The organism is Methylobacterium sp. ME121, assembly GCF_000974725.1.
GTDB classification, from domain to species: Bacteria; Pseudomonadota; Alphaproteobacteria; order Rhizobiales; family Beijerinckiaceae; genus Methylobacterium; species Methylobacterium radiotolerans.
Genome location: NZ_BBUX01000105.1, coordinates 1 through 15,374, shown reverse-complemented (window position 1 = coordinate 15,374; position 15,374 = coordinate 1). Strand labels below are relative to the sequence as shown.

Annotated in this window: 12 protein-coding genes and 2 pseudogenes; 7 read left to right on the top strand and 7 right to left on the bottom strand. The window is 64.1% G+C overall.

Features of this window, described 5'->3' with window-relative positions:
* A pseudogene (locus ME121_RS34560) lies at positions 1-462 on the top strand (hypothetical protein); the annotation flags it as partial.
* A gap of 284 nt (positions 463-746) precedes the next feature.
* On the opposite strand, the gene ME121_RS34555 reads toward ME121_RS34560, so the two are convergent.
* Together ME121_RS34555 and ME121_RS30840 are read right to left on the bottom strand one after the other, a co-directional pair.
* Positions 747-887: a cupin domain-containing protein gene (locus ME121_RS34555; RefSeq protein ID WP_158713311.1), complete on the bottom strand. Its 141-nt coding sequence runs from the start codon at positions 885-887 to the stop codon at positions 747-749.
* A 465-nt stretch (positions 888-1,352) separates the two neighbouring features.
* On the bottom strand, positions 1,353-1,898 hold the full coding sequence (locus ME121_RS30840; protein ID WP_043387826.1) for a carboxymuconolactone decarboxylase family protein: 546 nt from the start codon (positions 1,896-1,898) through the stop codon (positions 1,353-1,355).
* Positions 1,899-1,904: 6 nt separating this feature from the next.
* Between ME121_RS30840 and ME121_RS30835 the strand changes: the two genes are divergently transcribed.
* Positions 1,905-2,837: a helix-turn-helix transcriptional regulator gene (locus ME121_RS30835; RefSeq protein WP_230366881.1), complete on the top strand. Its 933-nt coding sequence runs from the start codon at positions 1,905-1,907 to the stop codon at positions 2,835-2,837.
* 327 nt (positions 2,838-3,164) lie between these two features.
* Here ME121_RS30835 and ME121_RS30830 read toward each other — a convergent pair whose 3' ends face one another.
* Positions 3,165-3,458 (bottom strand): hypothetical protein, encoded by a 294-nt coding sequence (locus ME121_RS30830; protein ID WP_043387824.1) that lies wholly within the window; start codon positions 3,456-3,458, stop codon positions 3,165-3,167.
* A gap of 183 nt (positions 3,459-3,641) precedes the next feature.
* Between ME121_RS30830 and ME121_RS34550 the strand changes: the two are divergent.
* Positions 3,642-3,988 (top strand): annotated as a pseudogene (locus ME121_RS34550) (IS3 family transposase); the annotation flags it as partial.
* A gap of 444 nt (positions 3,989-4,432) precedes the next feature.
* Here the strand turns inward: ME121_RS34550 and ME121_RS34545 are convergent.
* Together ME121_RS34545 and ME121_RS30825 are read right to left on the bottom strand one after the other, a co-directional pair.
* Positions 4,433-4,891, bottom strand: a complete 459-nt coding sequence (locus ME121_RS34545; RefSeq protein WP_230366880.1) for a Ros/MucR family transcriptional regulator — start codon at positions 4,889-4,891, stop codon at positions 4,433-4,435.
* A gap of 1,378 nt (positions 4,892-6,269) precedes the next feature.
* Entirely contained in the window at positions 6,270-6,542 is a 273-nt protein-coding gene (locus ME121_RS30825; protein WP_139239584.1) for a hypothetical protein, read from the bottom strand.
* 443 nt (positions 6,543-6,985) lie between these two features.
* Between ME121_RS30825 and ME121_RS30820 the strand changes: the two genes are divergently transcribed.
* Entirely contained in the window at positions 6,986-7,147 is a 162-nt protein-coding gene (locus tag ME121_RS30820) for a hypothetical protein (protein ID WP_158713310.1), read from the top strand.
* A gap of 208 nt (positions 7,148-7,355) precedes the next feature.
* Positions 7,356-7,673, top strand: a complete 318-nt coding sequence (locus tag ME121_RS34540) for a hypothetical protein (RefSeq protein ID WP_139239583.1) — start codon at positions 7,356-7,358, stop codon at positions 7,671-7,673.
* Between the two features lie 363 nt (positions 7,674-8,036).
* On the opposite strand, the gene ME121_RS30815 is transcribed toward ME121_RS34540, so the two are convergent.
* Positions 8,037-10,802, bottom strand: coding sequence for a sensor domain-containing protein (locus ME121_RS30815; protein ID WP_179240068.1), 2,766 nt, complete (start codon positions 10,800-10,802; stop codon positions 8,037-8,039).
* A 732-nt stretch (positions 10,803-11,534) separates the two neighbouring features.
* On the opposite strand from ME121_RS30815, the gene ME121_RS30805 reads away from it, so the two are divergent.
* On the top strand, positions 11,535-11,882 hold the full coding sequence (locus tag ME121_RS30805; protein WP_051976286.1) for a hypothetical protein: 348 nt from the start codon (positions 11,535-11,537) through the stop codon (positions 11,880-11,882).
* A 67-nt stretch (positions 11,883-11,949) separates the two neighbouring features.
* On the opposite strand, the gene ME121_RS30800 is transcribed toward ME121_RS30805, so the two are convergent.
* Entirely contained in the window at positions 11,950-13,677 is a 1,728-nt protein-coding gene (locus tag ME121_RS30800) for a methyl-accepting chemotaxis protein (RefSeq protein ID WP_230366879.1), read from the bottom strand.
* 442 nt (positions 13,678-14,119) lie between these two features.
* Between ME121_RS30800 and ME121_RS30795 the strand changes: the two genes are divergently transcribed.
* On the top strand, positions 14,120-15,374 hold a 1,255-nt coding region (locus ME121_RS30795; RefSeq protein WP_491892920.1), incomplete at its 3' end, for a GGDEF domain-containing protein.

Below are 15,374 nucleotides of genomic sequence, written 5' to 3'. Positions count from 1 at the left end.
ACATTCGTGCCCTTGCTGGCGCGGCGGGAGCGATGCGTTTTCGCGCCCCTGTCGGCGCGGGTCGGATCGATCGGCGACAACCGACAGGGCGGCTGGTACCCCTACCGGACCTCGAAGTCGGCGCTGATTCAGATCCTGCGAACGCTCGCGATCAAGGTCGCAAGCAGCCGACCGAAGGCGATTGTAGTCGGCATGCATCCAGGCATGGTCACGTCCGGCTTGTCGCGGCCCTTCCGGCCGGAGTCGACGGCCATCGGCCTCTGTCACCCGAGGAGAGCGCAGCGCATCTCCTGCGCGTGCTGGATGACCTGTGCTCAGCGACACCGGCGGCGTCTTCGCTTGGGACGGCTCGCCGAGCCCCCCCTGAGCGCGGTCTCGGCCCGAACAGATGGCCACGACGTCATGCGATTGTGTGGAGCCGGAATTGCTTACTACATGCGCCATCAGCCGGTATTGGCCTAACGCCCGAAACCAGACATTCGGGATTGCGCCCAACCCGGCCATTCAGTCGGCCATTACAACGTCCCGTAAGCGGCCCCTCGGCGACCAGCGCGGCTAGCGCCCGGAAATATCCCTGCCCAAGCACGCCCGGCATCAGGGTCGACAGGCAGGTCGCCACCGCGCCGTTGCGGTTTTCAAAACTGTGCGCGGTGCTGCGTAGCATGAACAGGGTCTAGCTCGGACGGAGCGCATGCGGCTCGCCTCGCGGCATTGACGGTGACGGTCAGGCTGTAGACGGTTCCGTCTCAGGCGCGGCGATAGTGAGCGACGGGCATGTGGCCGTGTGGCGGAGCGGTCATCTCGAACAAATCGAGGCGACCGTTCATCGCGTACTTGGAGCATAGGAACTGCACCGTCAGCGGCCCGATACTGATCTCCTCGGCCATGTTGTTCCTCGATCCCAAACCCGGAGATCAGGGTAAGACAATCCGACAGCCCTTCACGGACCTGGCACGCCCCCTTTCCGCCCATCCCTCTACGCAGCCCGTGCAACCAAGCGAACACGGCGCCGCCCATCGAGCGCCGTTGTGTCCGAGGATCAATCCGCCCGCGTGATCGGCCGCGCGAAACGTTGCTCCAGCACCTCGGCCTCCCATTGCCGTCCGGGCCGCTCCTCTACAAGCCGGAAGCCGTGCGACTCGTATAGGTGACGGGCGGCGTGAGGGCCCTGGAATGTCCACAGGTGGACGGCGTCGAAGGCCTGCCGCTCGCAGAAGCCTGGGTGTCGCGCTGATGGTCGGACCGGCCGCGCTGTCGGGGATCGGCGCCGGCTTGCTGGCGCAATTCGCCGTGCTTGGCGCGGCCTTACCGAAGGGGCGCGATCCTTGCGCATCGCGCCCCTTCGGTGGGCGTTAGGCCGAGAGCGCGACTTCGATTTTCGGGAAGTCGATGTCGGTCTGAGCCACGTTGTTGGTGAAGTTGGTGAGCACGTTCAGCGCGACGCCGGCGATCACCTCGACGATGCGGGCGTCGTCGAGGCCGGCCGAGCGGGCGCTCGCGAGATCGGCATCGCTGACTTGGCCGCGCGCCTCGACTACGCGACGGGCGAGAGCAGCGACCGCGTTGTCGACCGGGTCCTGCGCCTTTCCGTGGCGCGCGGCCAGGATGTCCTCGGGCGTCAGGCCCGCGCCCTTGCCCATCAAGGTGTGGGCCGAGAGGCAGTAATGACAGCCGTTTGCCTGCCCGACAGTCAGCGCGATGATTTCGCGCTGCTTGGCGGTCAGGGCACCGTGGGTCAACGCGTCGGAGAAGGCCAGGTAGCCGTTCAGCGCGGCGGGCGACCGCGCGAATATCGTGAAGAGGTTCGGCACCATGCCGATCTTGCCCTTTACAGCCGAGAGCGTCGACTGGACGGCGGGATCGGCATGGGCGGGGTCGATGGGGGTGATGCGGGGCATTGGAAGATGTCCTTCACTACGTCCGTGCGGGTTGCACCACAGCTCTATGAGCGACTACGCAGCATCGAAGGTGTCAGGATCATTGCCGATCGTCCCATTGGCGAGGTCGAGATGGACCATTTCGCGGCGCTGTTCGCTCACGCCGCCCCCACGGCGCGGACCTTCTTCACGGGCAACCTCTGCCAGACCGAGGATTTTGGCGATGCAGGCCACCTTCATTTGATGCAGGCCGGTGCGCTGCGGCTTGTGCTGGCGGGGCAGGACGATCTCGTCATCGACGAGCCGACGCTCCTCTTCCTACCCCGTGGGCGCCCGCACCGGTTCGTGGCTGATGCCGAACGCGGGGCGGATCTGGCCTGCGCCACTGTCGACCTCGGCGGCAGGTTCGGCAATCCCATCGCGCATGGCCTCCCCGAATTGATCGTCATGCCGCTGAGCCGCCACCCGGTGCTGGTGCCGACCTGCGCGCTCCTGATTGCTGAGGCGTTCGGCGAGGGAGATGGTCGCCAAGCCGCGCTCGACAGCTTGTTCGCCTACCTGCTGATCGTCGTCGTGCGCGACGTGATGACCCGGGGCCTGATCCAGGGCGGCGTGCTCGCGGGGCTGGCCGACCCCCGCCTCTCGCGCGCCTTGACCGCGATTCATGATCGGCCGCGCAAGGCGTGGACGCTGGACGACCTCGCCGAGGTCGTCGGCATGTCGCGCACGCGCTTCGCCGCGGCGTTCAAGGAGGTCGTCGGTCAGACACCGATCGAGTACCTCACGCGCTGGCGCATGATGATCGCGCGAGGCAGCCTCGCCAAGGGGCGGCCGGTCAAGCGCGTCGCCGCCGAGGCTGGCTACGATAGCGCCGCCGCGTTCAGCCGCGTGTTCGCACGGGTGACGGGCGAGAGCCCGCGTGCCTTCAGGTCGAAGGGCGAACACTCAGACGATGCGTGAACGCTGGCGCGAACATCGGAGCCTGTTGCCCCTTCGACAGCCCCGCATCTGACCGAATTAACAGGTCGCTCACGAACGCCTCGGTGAGCCTGTCGGCGCGCAAGCCCGGCCCATATGATCAGATCGGGAGCACGTCCGGGCTGAGTTGCCGCGTCATCGAGGCTGCGCTTGATCGGTTCCACACGCAGAGCAGCACGAACGCCGCCGCAGGGAGCACCCACTCAAAGGGAGGAACCGCGGGCCCGATGGGGATGAGCGAGGGACCTGCATAGGCGGGAACGGGGAGCGCGCGGATCATCGTTGACCTCCAGCGAGGCTGTAGGTGGTTCAGCAGCCGGTGCAGACGGCCGTGCGGATCAGGTGATTGAGCCTGCGGCTCTCGGCGTCGAGGGAGGGCTTGGTGCCAAGGCGTGCATCGAGGGCGGCACCGGCCGGCTTCGTGACACCCGAACGGATGATCTGCCGGAACAGCGGGCCGGCGGCGGGAGGCGGTATCACCCCGGTCTGCACGGCCGGCTCCGATGGCGCGGATATGGCGAGGCGCCCACGGGCCACGGCGTTGCCCTGCAGGCCGAGGGTGAGGAGGAGCGTAGCGGCGATAGCGGCGGTAGGCTTGGTCATGGGAGACCTCCTTGCATTCGCGATTGCTCGGAACTCGCACAGGCCTCGCTCCCGGTTACCCTCCGCGGGTGCGTCCGCGCACCAGAGCGGCACAGCGCTCACGGTAGGCCGACCGCCGATTGCATCATCGTGAACCGCGCCGGGATTTTCGGAAGCTCCCACTCTTGAGAGACCGGAGCCATTATGAAGCATACTCCACCATTTTCCTCCGACGTCCGCGAGCATGCGGTGCGGATGGTACTGGGGCACCAGGGCGAGCACGCCTCGCCGTACGGCGCGATCCGCTCGACCGCCGCCAAGATTGGCTGCTCGGGTTAGACACTGCTCAACTGGGTGAGACAGGACGAACGTGACCGGGGCGTACGGGGCAGGCCGACGACGGACGAGCGCGAGCGGATTAAGGCGCTCGAGCGAGAGAAGCGCGAACTGCAGCAAGCCAATGAGATCCTGAGGAAGGCAGGCGCGTATTTTACCCAGGCGGAGCTCGACTGCCGGTTCCGGCCATGATCGCCTTCATCGACGATCGCCGCACCTAGCTACGACCTCGGCCAGCCCCGGCTCACAGCCCGCGCAGGGGTTGATATAGATCAAGGCCTATCGAAGAAGACAGCACAGCTTACAGTGAAGCTACGGATAGCATCCGAGACTCCATGGGAGAGCTTCGCCCATGTCTCTAATCAAGCGCGATGGCTGCCACTCGACCCGGCGCGGGTCCAAATGCGAGCAACCGCCGGCCTTACGCCGCGGGCGAGAACACTGGGTGGTGCGCTGGATCGGAGCTGCCAAGCGTCGAACTAAAAATCCGATCGAGAGTGCTCCGATTGAGACTTCTGGCGCTCGCATCATTCGGCTAAGCTGTGCTGATACCTTCGGCCGACCGGTATGCCCTGAAGTCGCCAGCATGATTGCGCAAGTGCTGCCCTTCCAGGGCCAATAAGGCGCGAACAATCTCGCGCGCCACGCTTGACTGCCGATCAGGCGCTCTTCCGTGCCTTGCGCTGATTGACAAGTCCACCATGCGACCCGAGCCCGCTAGCCCTCGCGAGAACTGAACGCTGTGCGGCGTAGCTCGGCGCGACCATCGGATAATCGGCCGGGAGGCCGTAACGCTCGCGATAAGCGCGGGGATCAAACCCATGAGCGGTGAGGTGGCGCTTGAGCGTCTTGTAGACCTTGCCGTCGATGAAGCTCACGATCCCATCATCCCGGATCGACTTGCGGATCTGGGCGGGCGTCGGCTTCGCGACCTCAGCGTCTGAAGCTGCAGCTCCTACTGCGGTGGCTGTACCCAGGTTGGCGACTGCCGAATGCACCTGTGCAATCAGAGCCGGCAGCTCGGTAGGCGGCACAGGGTTGTTCGAGACATAGGCTGAGACGATGTCGGCGGCCAGACCGGTGAGGTTGAGACCAGCTTGCTGTGCTTCTTCGCTCACGGCGTTCGTTCCTGTGTACCCCTCGATTTTTGCGGGATGGAATAGGAAAGGCGCAAAAGCAAGTCTATACATTCAGTTGCACGCAATCGACCTGCCATCTCACCGGCATAATGATCTGCAACTTCGGTCAGCATTCGGCTAAGAGGTAGCTCCTCTGCGCAACCTCAGGGCGTTGCGCTGCCATCTATGATGTCACTGCGTTAAGAATATTGAGGGATGTCACTGAAATCGATGAATGTTCGCTCATCGTTGCCGTGCGAACATGACCACGCTGGAATACGAGCATCGTTCTGGCGGCGCCAATCGCACTCGCAATCCTCACCGTTGTAGCGTAGCTATTTCATGTGGCGCCGCCGTGAAACGACCTTTCCCCCGCACGAGACGATCCTGTCGGAAGTGTCACGCTGTAAGCAGACAGTCGATTGCCATCGCGCGCGATCGAGGCTAGCTCAACCGCGCTGGGAACCGTCTCAGCATGTGAACCTTGGAACTCCGCCCGGCGATCTCCCCCGATCGACCGGGTTTTCTTTCTGACCGGAGCGTCGATCAGAAGGGTAATCACTCGGCGGTAAGCGCTGGCAGCAGCTGTCGCGGGCGCGCCGCCTCATAGACCACGGCGTGAAGTGCGATCAAGTATATGCCCGCGATGAGGATTATAACGCCGACGCCGACCCAGTCGTGAATGGGCGGATCGTGGCTACTGCGGCGCGTGACGCCCGTCAGGACGCCGCACTTCTCACATATCCTCGCAGAGGATCGGAGCCGTTGTCGGCATGCTGGGCACCTCGTAAGCAGCATGAGCCTGCTCCCTGCTTAGGAAAGGCAAGATGCACCCCGCGCTCAGTTGCGTTTTGATCTGAATCAACGGCTACGTTGGGCCGGCGCGCCACTAGCTGTAATAATATTACGGTTAGAGCCCGGAACTGCGGCGGCACTTCAGCCGGCGACTTCGCTGCTCGCCGCAAGCGCGACCGCCCGGACATAGCCGAACGCGTCGAGAAAGGCCGCCTACTTCCCGGTGCGCCGCGTCACGGACGGCAGCGGCGGCCCTCGCGTGGTCGCATCCCGCGCTTAGAACCTGCGGCGGCCGCCGGCCAAAACCTCGGCTAGCCAGTGCCAAGCGATCAATCAGCCCCGTTCTTGGTGGCCGTTCCGCCGTACCAAATGAGGTTTGGGCCGAACGGGGGCCGGGGCCGCGAGGCAGCCGAACCCGTGTGAACCACACTTCGTCGAATCGCGGGGTCGTACGCACGAGCATTTGACGGCCGCAGCCGAAGCTCATGAAGAACTAGCGGATGACAAAGCATCTTCGGTTCAAAGTGGATGGTTGACACGCGCTGTCGTCAGGTCAGAGTTATTTCGTCCAGTCGCCGCTGCGTCAGAGCAGTGTCCCGTCGGATCCGAGCTCAGGATCGAGTTCAGGGTCGGTTTTGGGCGTTTCGAGCCTGGTAAGCGCGTAGCGTAGCGCGGCGATGGCGCGCATCCGCCGCACGGGCTCGATCGGTACGAGTAAGCACACCGGTTTGGACGGCGCGAAGATCGCAATGGTCGTGAGCATCGACCTGTCGTGATCGGTAACGGTCACGACGATCGCTTGTCTGCCATAACCGCTGCGGCTTCGGTCGTTTGGAAAGGAGACGACGTTGCTCATGCTCGGCCATTCTGCGGCGGCTGTTCGACACCGAGTGCTGAGGTGACGCTCAAGGAGATCCTATGTTCACCACCCAGCATCTGCGTGCATGCGTTGTTGCTGCCGTCGCAGCCAGCATTTCGTGCCATCGCGCCGCGGCTAAGGGCAAGATATCCGACCGCCAGCTTCTTGTCGCAACGTCTCACCAATAGGATCGTACCGCCCAAAGCCAACGGGCGACGATCACACCCCGCAGCAGGTTGAGGCTCATACCGAGTAGATCCTACGATCCCTTGTTGCGAAAAAGTTCGTAAGCGGCCCGGTTCAGGGCAGTATAGAGCCGGGCCGCTGATCGCATCGGGGGCGACCGACGATCTGTCCGCGCGGCCTTGGGCAGGGCGCCGTTCGAAAGTCGCGTCCTGCCTCTCTAATCATTTGCTGGAATGCTTGTGCGCGTTGGCCGTATGGCGATGCGCGTGTTCGGCATGCTCGTGCGCGCTGGTGGAGTGGCGCTTCGCCTCTTCCGCGTTGCCGTGAGCATGGTGATGAGCGGCTTCGTGGTGATGATGAGCCGCCGCGGCATGGTGCGTCGCCGCAAGCATGTGATGCTCGTGAGCGGGATGTGAGTTCATGGCCATGATCGAGACCCTTCGTTGTCAGGCTCCGGACCGCTTCGCGAAGGTGCGCTCCGAGGCGTGCTCATTCGGCGCGGCCGTGATGATGTCGCTGATTCCGGTCTGCGGTCGCTGAGCAATTCAACGTTCGACGCACTGGATGCGTTGACCTGCATCAAGGCCGCCGCGCGTAGAGGGTGATCGGATTCCAGTATGGAAGATGGAGGCGAACCTCATGGCGCAGAAATTAGATCGCTTGGCTCGGGAAGCCGATGAGATTTCCACCAAGATTGAAGGAGCATACGAGAAGCTGATCAACAAGCTGCAATCCAAATCTGATAAGGCGCGCGCGAAGATGAGCAGCAATCGGACTATCAGTACGCGGAATATGTTAGGACAGCGCGCCAAACTTTATGCTGAAGCTGCGCAGGAGATTGGCGCCTGCTTGACCAAGCGACGCATTGCGTCGGGAGACACGCCACACGTCGACGGCAAGAGGGCAGGCTCTCGCGATGCGACAGTCGAGCGCCTCAGTTGAATATACCAGGCTGGAGCTAAATAACCCGCTTGATCGGGGTCAACCACTCTTCACCAGCTCTGCCCTTCTGCGGAGAGCGGCGGACCGTTACATCCCGCAGCTCCGCGAGGGCCTCTGCTCGTGATGGTGAAGCGTTCGACACGCGCAGGATGTTCGACGACGAAAGCTACCGTAGACCGAATGCCGCGCGCTTAGCGGTCGGCGTTGAAGCCGCCGTGGGGCTCAAAGCAAGACCATGGCTGATCAGAAAAGAAAACGAGCGGCACTCGAGCGGCACGGTCGCGCTAAGTCCTTGTTGGCGGGACCAGACAGTCGTCCCGTCCACACCCCGACTGCACAGCTGTTGCCGCGCATCAGAGTGCGTCAAGCCGCCTGCGCGGTTTCCTCAGGCTGGGCGAGCAATCGCGCGAGATCGGCGACCGGCAGCGGGCGGCTGAACAGGTAGCCTTGCATCTCGTCGCAGCCTTCCTGCTGGAGATGATCGCGCTGCTCGGCGGTCTCGACACCTTCGGCCACCGTTGTGATCCCGAGAGCGGCGCCGAGACCGGCTACCGCCCGCACGATCGCCGCGCAGTGACGGTTAGCGCCGAGCTCGCGCACGAAGGACTGGTCGATCTTGATCTTGTCGAATGGGAACGCCCGCAGGTAGCTCAACGACGAGTACCCGGTGCCGAAATCATCCATGGCGATGCGCACACCGAGGTCGCGCAAACGGTGAAGGACCGCCAGGTTGGCGTCGCTGTCGACGAGCAGCACCGACTCGGTGATCTCCAGCTCCAAGCGCTTCGGATCGAGCCCCGCATTCGCCAGCGCCGACACGACGGCGGGGACGAGGCCCGGCTGCCGGAACTGCAGCGGCGAGAGGTTGACCGCGACCTTGATCTCGCCCGGCCAGGTGGACGCTTCCCGGCACGCTTCGCGCAGGACCCACTCGCCGATCGGTGCGATCAGACCCGTCTCCTCGGCGATCGGGATGAACTCGGCCGGCGAGATGAAGCCGCGTTCGGGATGACGCCAGCGCAGCAGCGCCTCGCAGGCGATGATGCGGTTCTCTCGCAGGTTCATGAGCGGCTGGTAGTACAGCTCCAAGGCACCCGTGTTCAGCGCTTCCCGCAGCGCGCGCTCCAACGCACGGCGCGCCTGGACCCGCGCGTTCATCCCCGCCTCGAAGAACCGGAACGTGCCGCGTCGCTCCGCCTTGGCCTGGTACAGCGCGAGATCGGCGTTGTTGAGCAGGAGATCGGGGGTGGTTCCGTCGCCCGGCAGAACGGCGATGCCCAGACTGGCGCCGATCACCACCTCCTGCCCGAGGACGGTGAACGGTCGGGCCAGGTGCTCGACGAGGCGCGCCGCGAGGTGGCCCGCCGCCTCGGGCGATGACGCGCTCTCCTGCAGGATCGCGAACTCGTCGCCGCCCAGGCGGGCGACCATGTCCTCCGCGCGCACGCAGGCCCTGAGGCGCTCGGCGACCACCCGCAGCACCGCGTCGCCGGCCGCGTGCCCGAGCGTATCGTTGATCCCCTTGAAGCCGTTGAGATCAAGGCAAAGCACCGCGGACTGGTCCGGACGGCGCTGCTGTCGCTCCAGGACGGCGCACAGGCGCTCGCGGAAATAGGCTCGGTTCGGCAGGTCGGTCAGCGGGTCGTGGTGCGCCATGTGGGCGATCCGCGCTTCGACGGCGCGCCGCTCAGTGACGTCCTCGGCGATCCCGAGCAGGTATTGCGGCCGTCCCGCCTCATCCGCGACGGACAGCTGCTTGATGTGGAGGAGGCGTTTTCCGTTGGCGGGTGTGTTGATCTCGCGCTCTTCGACGAGAGCGCCGCCATCAGACGTTAGGAGAACGCGCTCTTCGCGAGAAGCGGCAGGCCCTTTCTCGGCAGCCAGAAACAGCTCATGGGCGGTTTCGCCGATCAGCTCCGTCCGCGGCACGCCGAGCAGTTCCTCTCCGGACCGATTCAGCAGGAGGAGACGGTGTGCGACTGCGTCTTGCACGTACACCATCGCGGGAATGTTCTCGACGACTGTGTCGAGAAAACTGCGCGTTTTTCGCAGCTCCGCTTCGGCGAGTCGGCGCTGGGTGACGTCGATGGAAGCCACCAGCACGGCCGGCTGCCCCCTGAGGATCAGCGAACGTATGTACGGCAGGATCTCGATCGAGGATCCATCCGCCTTGATATGACGCCAGATCTGCTCGCCGTCGTAGGGGCTCACGCGGTTCGTCAGGACCGCCTGGACCGCGGCGTGGTCCGCCTCGGGCCGGATGTCGAGAGCCGTCATCGTGAGGAAGCGCTCGCGGCTGTAGCCGTAATGCTCGACCGCGGCGGCGTTGACGTCGAGGAACCGCAACGAGGCAGCGTCACAGACCCACATCGGCAACGGATTGGCCTCGAACATCATCCGGAATGACGCCTCGCGGGTGCGCAACTCCGTGATGTCGACCAGCGTGATCACGAGCAGGTCGCCCAAGGTTGAGGCCGCGACTTTGAGGAACAACTCCCTCTGATCGACGACATAATCCAGCTCGAAATCGATACGGCCGCCAGTCTCGACGACAGCGTGCAGGCGGGTGACGATATCCTCCGCCCGGCTTCCGAGCCGGATCGCTGAGAGGTGCTGCCACAACAGGGCGCTGGCCGGCTGGCGCATCAACGTGGCAGCGCCGGCATTCAAAGCGACGATCTGGAGATCCTGCAGGGCACCATCGACATCACGCACGGGGATCAACGCGAGGATCCCCTCGGTAGTCGAGTGATAGACCTGTTCGACGAGGCTGGATCGGCTCTCGGGTTCGCCGACATGGACGAGCGCGACGGGAAAGCCCCAGTGCGTTTCCAGGGGCAACACCAGGATCTGATGTACTTCGACGACGCCGTTCTCGACGCGGCTGGCCGCCTCCTGCGCGGGCCGGCCGGTTTGCAGGGCCCGGTGCACGACTTGGCGCAGGACCCGTGTGCAGTCGCTGCGCTCCCGCGGGGACTGACCATCGGCCGCCCCATGCAGCCAAACTGCGACGTGTGGTGCGATGCGCACGATGGAGAGTTCATCGCCATCGAGACGCACGATGGCGGTGCTATCGGCGAACCGTCCGAGCGTGCCAAGGGCAACGTCCTCGTAGCGAGGCAGCGCCATACCCGGCTTTCGAGCAGCAGACCAACGCTCGCTTAGGATGTGAGCTGCGCTGCCCGACGCGTCGGATGGGCGATGTTGAGCCTGGATCGACATGTCGCCGGGGAGATCGCACAGACAGATAAGATCACCAATGCAACGCGGCGGTTGAGATTGGATTAAAATCGGGAAGCCGCCGTGAGATGCGGCGCTTCAATGGCGATCGGAAGAGATCAATACTTACTCAATTCCGACACACCTGCCGAGGCCGGTTCGGGTATAAGACCGATTTACCTGCCAGCGCTGAAGCAATGAGAGGATGAGATATGCAATAGAAGGAGCCGTCAGAAATTTGCGAGTGAGTGGCATGCCGTCAACCGGTTTTGAGCCAGCGCGCTGTTGGGGGCCGTCTCCGGGCTATGATCCAGTCCTCAATCTCGCGACTAGTTGGCAAACTGGAGAAAGTGTCGATGCTTGCCAGCGTGCCGACCAGCTTCGGGAACAGTGAGCGGCGAGGACCGTACGGTTCGCCGCTCGCGCGGAGGTCTCGATACGGCGAGGCAAAAACGGGCGCTCTCCTTTGAGAGGAGCGCCCTGAGTGCGTTCCGGTCTCGGGAAGGAACGTGTCGATCTGCTATGACTTCACGCCGGCGTGAACAAGCCACCGCAGGTAAGAAGCCGGGCGTGTGTCCGTGTCATCGAAACGTCACATGTGTTAAGAGGCAGGTGACGCGTTCGTTGAGAGAGGAGGAAGGCATGGCCTCCATCGAGGAGATCGCGGCGACGCTGCGCAGCATCGCGACGCCGGGGATGAAGCCGAAGGCTTTGCGCGCCGCCATACGGGAACGGTACCCTGAGGCGAACAAGAAGGAGATCGTTCGAGCCGCCTTTTACGCTATGACTGAGACCTCTCCTGTGGGGCAGGATGCGCTGCCGGACCTGCACAACTTTGCCTTGTCCGAGCGGGCCGGCGACGAGGATGCGGACGCGGCGCTGAAGGTCGGCAAGCGCAAGGCGAAGAAACTGGCCCCCGACAAGGCTGGCAGGCCCGCAAACCCTGAGGTTGGAGCGCGATACGCAGCGTTCATACGACGCGCGGGTTAGATCATCGGCGCGACGTGCTCAGGCTCGCTTGGGGCGCCTGGTCTGCCGAGAATGCGCGTGACCCGCCTCACGCCGCATGAACCCGGTCGAGGAAGGTGTCGATAGCAGCCTGCAGGCTGGCGGTGCCTGTGTTGACCTGCGAGGCGCCACTTCGGACCTGATCAGCTTGTGCCGCGTTCGAGGCGGCCGCCTCTTGCACACCGCCGATGCTGTTGGATACGGTCCGGGCTTCGGCCGCAGCACCCGCGATAGCGCGGGCGATCTCCTGGCTGGCGTGTCCCTGCTGTTCAGCGGCCGCGGCCACGTCGGAGGCCGTCTTGCTCATTTCCGCGATGGTGCCACCGATCGAGCCGATCGCATCGACCGTCCCGTCGGCGGCGGCTTGGATCGCCGCGACCTGGCTGGTGATGCGGTCCGTCGCGGATGCGGTCTGCGTCGCGAGTTCCTTCACTTCAGCCGCCACCACCGCGAAGCCGCGGCCCGCAGCGCCGGCGCGCGCCGCCTCGATGGTCGCGTTGAGGGCCAGCAGGTTGGTCTGCGCGGCCACGCTGCGGATCAGCGTCACCACGGCTCCGATCTCGCCGGCGGCCTGCGACAGGCTCACCACGGTCGTCTCCAGGCCGCGCGCATCGTCCAGGGCCGCGGCCGCGATCTCGCTCGTGTGCCGTACCTGCTCCTCGATGGCCCGGGCTGAGCTCGACAGCTGTTCCGCGGCACCGGCGATGCTGTTGACCACCTCGACCGACTGGCTCGATGCGACCGCCACGCGCGTAGCCTGCGCCGTCGTGTCCCCGGCGGTGCCGGACAGGGCATCGGCCGTGGCCTGCATCGCCTGAGCCGAGCACGCCAAGCTCGCTACGGCTCGCTTGGTCTCGAGCTCAAAGGCGTGCGTGGCCTCGGCCAGGACCTGGGCTCGGACTGCGTCCTGAGCCGCTCGCTTCTCCGCGCCAGCGTCGAGATCCCGCTTCTCGATCAGCGCGACCTGAAAGGCCTCGATCGCGCGCGCCATCTCGCCAATCTCGTCGGCGCGACGCGTGAAGGGGACTTGGTCGTCGAGCTTCTCGGCAGCGAGCGCCTGCATGGCGGCCTTGAGCCGGTGCAGAGGTCGTTGGATCTGGGTTGCGAGAACCCAGAAGGCGACACCGAGACCCAGAAGCAGAGCGACGGCCGGCGCGACCAGAAGGGTCAGTGTGGCCCGATGGCGCTCCTCCGCGACAGCTGCGCGCTGCGCGTCGAGGTGGGCCAGCATCTCGCGTCCGAGATTGCTGATCTCAGCGACCATGCGCTCACGGTTCTTCACCGTGGCTTCGTCGGTGGCCTGGATCAGGGCGGCCTTGGGCGAGAGGGTCAGGCCCATTTCGGCTGTTTCGGTCTGATAGGCGATGAACTCCTTCACTGCGAGGTCGAGCTTGCGCTTGCGCTCGGGCGAGAGTTGCGCGTCCATGGCAGTGAGAAAGGGACCGCGCGCCTGTTCCACATCGGTGAGGGCGCTCTGGAGCCCGGCGAGCCGGGCTTTGGCCTCCTGGGTGTCTTCGGCGGTGTAGACCGCGGTGGCCTGCACCACTGCGTGCTCGATGGCCTGGGCCAAGGTCCGCGCCTGCAGGCCGGCGTTCCAGGCCGCTTCGGTCGCTGCTGCGCGCTGCTGCTCCTGATCGGCTTGGCGGAGGGCAAAGCCGGAGATGCCGGCGGCGACGAGGCCGAGCAGGCTGATCACGGCCACGAGTTTATGGGCCAGGGAGATACGCATCAGGAACTGCCAAATACCGAGTTGATGCGCCGGTCCCTGCACCGGCATCCGTTGCGCTACCCTTAAGGATAGCTGGCAAAATCGCCTCGACACATTATGAATTAAAACGCCCATATCGTTATGATTGCCAAACAGCGATTGCAAAGAATGAATATTAAAGTCAATATTAAGAGCCATCATACTCAAGGTACCGAGCAATATCCTTCAATCGCATAGGGCTGCTTCGGATTTGCACTTGGCGCGCAGGCCATCCAAACCAGATCAGGCGGAAACATACTGCCCAGACTCATTATGGATCAGCGAGGCGGTCGGCTGAGCAGCGGCAAACGTCCACCTCCGCGATGCAGCGCTTCGGAGCGAGCCGGTCTACTGCCACAATCAAGACATGCTATACTGATAGTTGAAGCGGAGCGTCAGCGATCTCATCGGCTCGGAAGTGAAATGAAGTGCATAGACGCGCACCTGTTCAGACTAAGTGTTGGCGACTTCCATGTACCTTGATCCGGCCACCTTGCTGATCGCCAGCTCTGCGACAACTTTCCTGGTTGGCACGTTACTTCTGGTAGCGGGGCGTGAGTCGCAGGGATCCCGCTCTCTGAGCCTCTGGGGAGCGGCACATCTCATTGGCGCCATCGGTTCCGTCGGCATCGCTCTACGCGACCAAGTCCCTGACCTGCTTTCCATCGGGCTGGCCAACGTGCTCGTTCAGGCCGCTTATGGATTGATCTGGAGCGGCGTCCGCTCCTTCGAGGGTCGTTCGATCCGCCTAGGCGTTGCGTTCGTCGGCGCGATATTCTGGTGTGTCCTCTGCCTGGTTCCGGCCTTCTACGCGTCAGTTACGCTGCGGATCCTATATGGTTCGGCCGTGGCGACACTCTACTGCAGTTCGGCCGCCGTGGAGATCTGGCGCGGCCGCGCGGAGCGGCTCGCCTCCCGAGTTCCGGCTTTCACTGTGCTAGGCCTTCATGGTGCAGTCTACTTCGTCCGGATCCCGCCGACCCTGACGGCACCACAACTCGGATCCAACCCGATCGCCACACCCTGGGTGGCGATCCTGTGCTTCGTGACCATGCTGTTCTCGATCGCCTCGGCCTTCACCTTCTTGGCGCTTGTGAAGGAGCGGGCCGAGCGCGAGCAGCGCATCGCCGCCTCTACCGATGCGCTTACGGGCGTACACAATCGACGCGCCTTCGCGAAAGCCGCCGAGTCTATACTGGCTGAGCATCGAGATAGTGTACTATTGCTTATTGATCTCGACCGGTTCAAGGCCGTCAATGACAGCTATGGCCACGCGGTCGGCGATGCGGTGCTGGTGAGCTTCTGCGCCATGGCCACCTCCCTGCTGCCGCAGGACGCGCTGCTGGGGCGCCTCGGCGGCGAGGAATTCGCCTGCCTTTTGCCGGATGCCTCCCCCGAGGAGGCCCTTGCCCGGGCCGAGGAACTCCGCCGAACCTTTGCGCAACTTTTCGTCGCCGAGTTCCCTGAGCTGCGAGTCAGTGTCAGCATCGGGATCGCACAAGCGTGCGGTGTGGGCGGATACGAGATTCTGATGCACTGCGCCGATATGGCACTCTACACCGCCAAGAATGGGGGGAGGGACCAAGTGGCCATGGCCAAGATGCCAGCCGGGCAGTCCGCTGATGGCCAAGGGCGCATCCCGGATTGTGCGCTGATAGCGAGACGAGACTGCGTGCCTGCTTTTACTGCGCGGGAACGCAGTCCGTACAGGCCAGGCTCAAAGTCCG

Coding starts and splice junctions, on each gene's coding strand:
- ME121_RS34555 (WP_158713311.1), bottom strand. CDS start 887: ATGGCCGAGGAGATCAGTATCGGGCCGCTGACGGTGCAGTTCCTATGC.
- ME121_RS34540 (WP_139239583.1), top strand. CDS start 7,356: ATGGAGGCGAACCTCATGGCGCAGAAATTAGATCGCTTGGCTCGGGAA.
- ME121_RS30840 (WP_043387826.1), bottom strand. CDS start 1,898: ATGCCCCGCATCACCCCCATCGACCCCGCCCATGCCGATCCCGCCGTC.
- ME121_RS30830 (WP_043387824.1), bottom strand. CDS start 3,458: ATGACCAAGCCTACCGCCGCTATCGCCGCTACGCTCCTCCTCACCCTC.
- ME121_RS30805 (WP_051976286.1), top strand. CDS start 11,535: ATGGCCTCCATCGAGGAGATCGCGGCGACGCTGCGCAGCATCGCGACG.
- ME121_RS30825 (WP_139239584.1), bottom strand. CDS start 6,542: ATGAGCAACGTCGTCTCCTTTCCAAACGACCGAAGCCGCAGCGGTTAT.
- ME121_RS30820 (WP_158713310.1), top strand. CDS start 6,986: ATGGCGATGCGCGTGTTCGGCATGCTCGTGCGCGCTGGTGGAGTGGCG.
- ME121_RS30835 (WP_230366881.1), top strand. CDS start 1,905: ATGTCCTTCACTACGTCCGTGCGGGTTGCACCACAGCTCTATGAGCGA.
- ME121_RS30815 (WP_179240068.1), bottom strand. CDS start 10,802: ATGGCGCTGCCTCGCTACGAGGACGTTGCCCTTGGCACGCTCGGACGG.
- ME121_RS30800 (WP_230366879.1), bottom strand. CDS start 13,677: ATGCCGGTGCAGGGACCGGCGCATCAACTCGGTATTTGGCAGTTCCTG.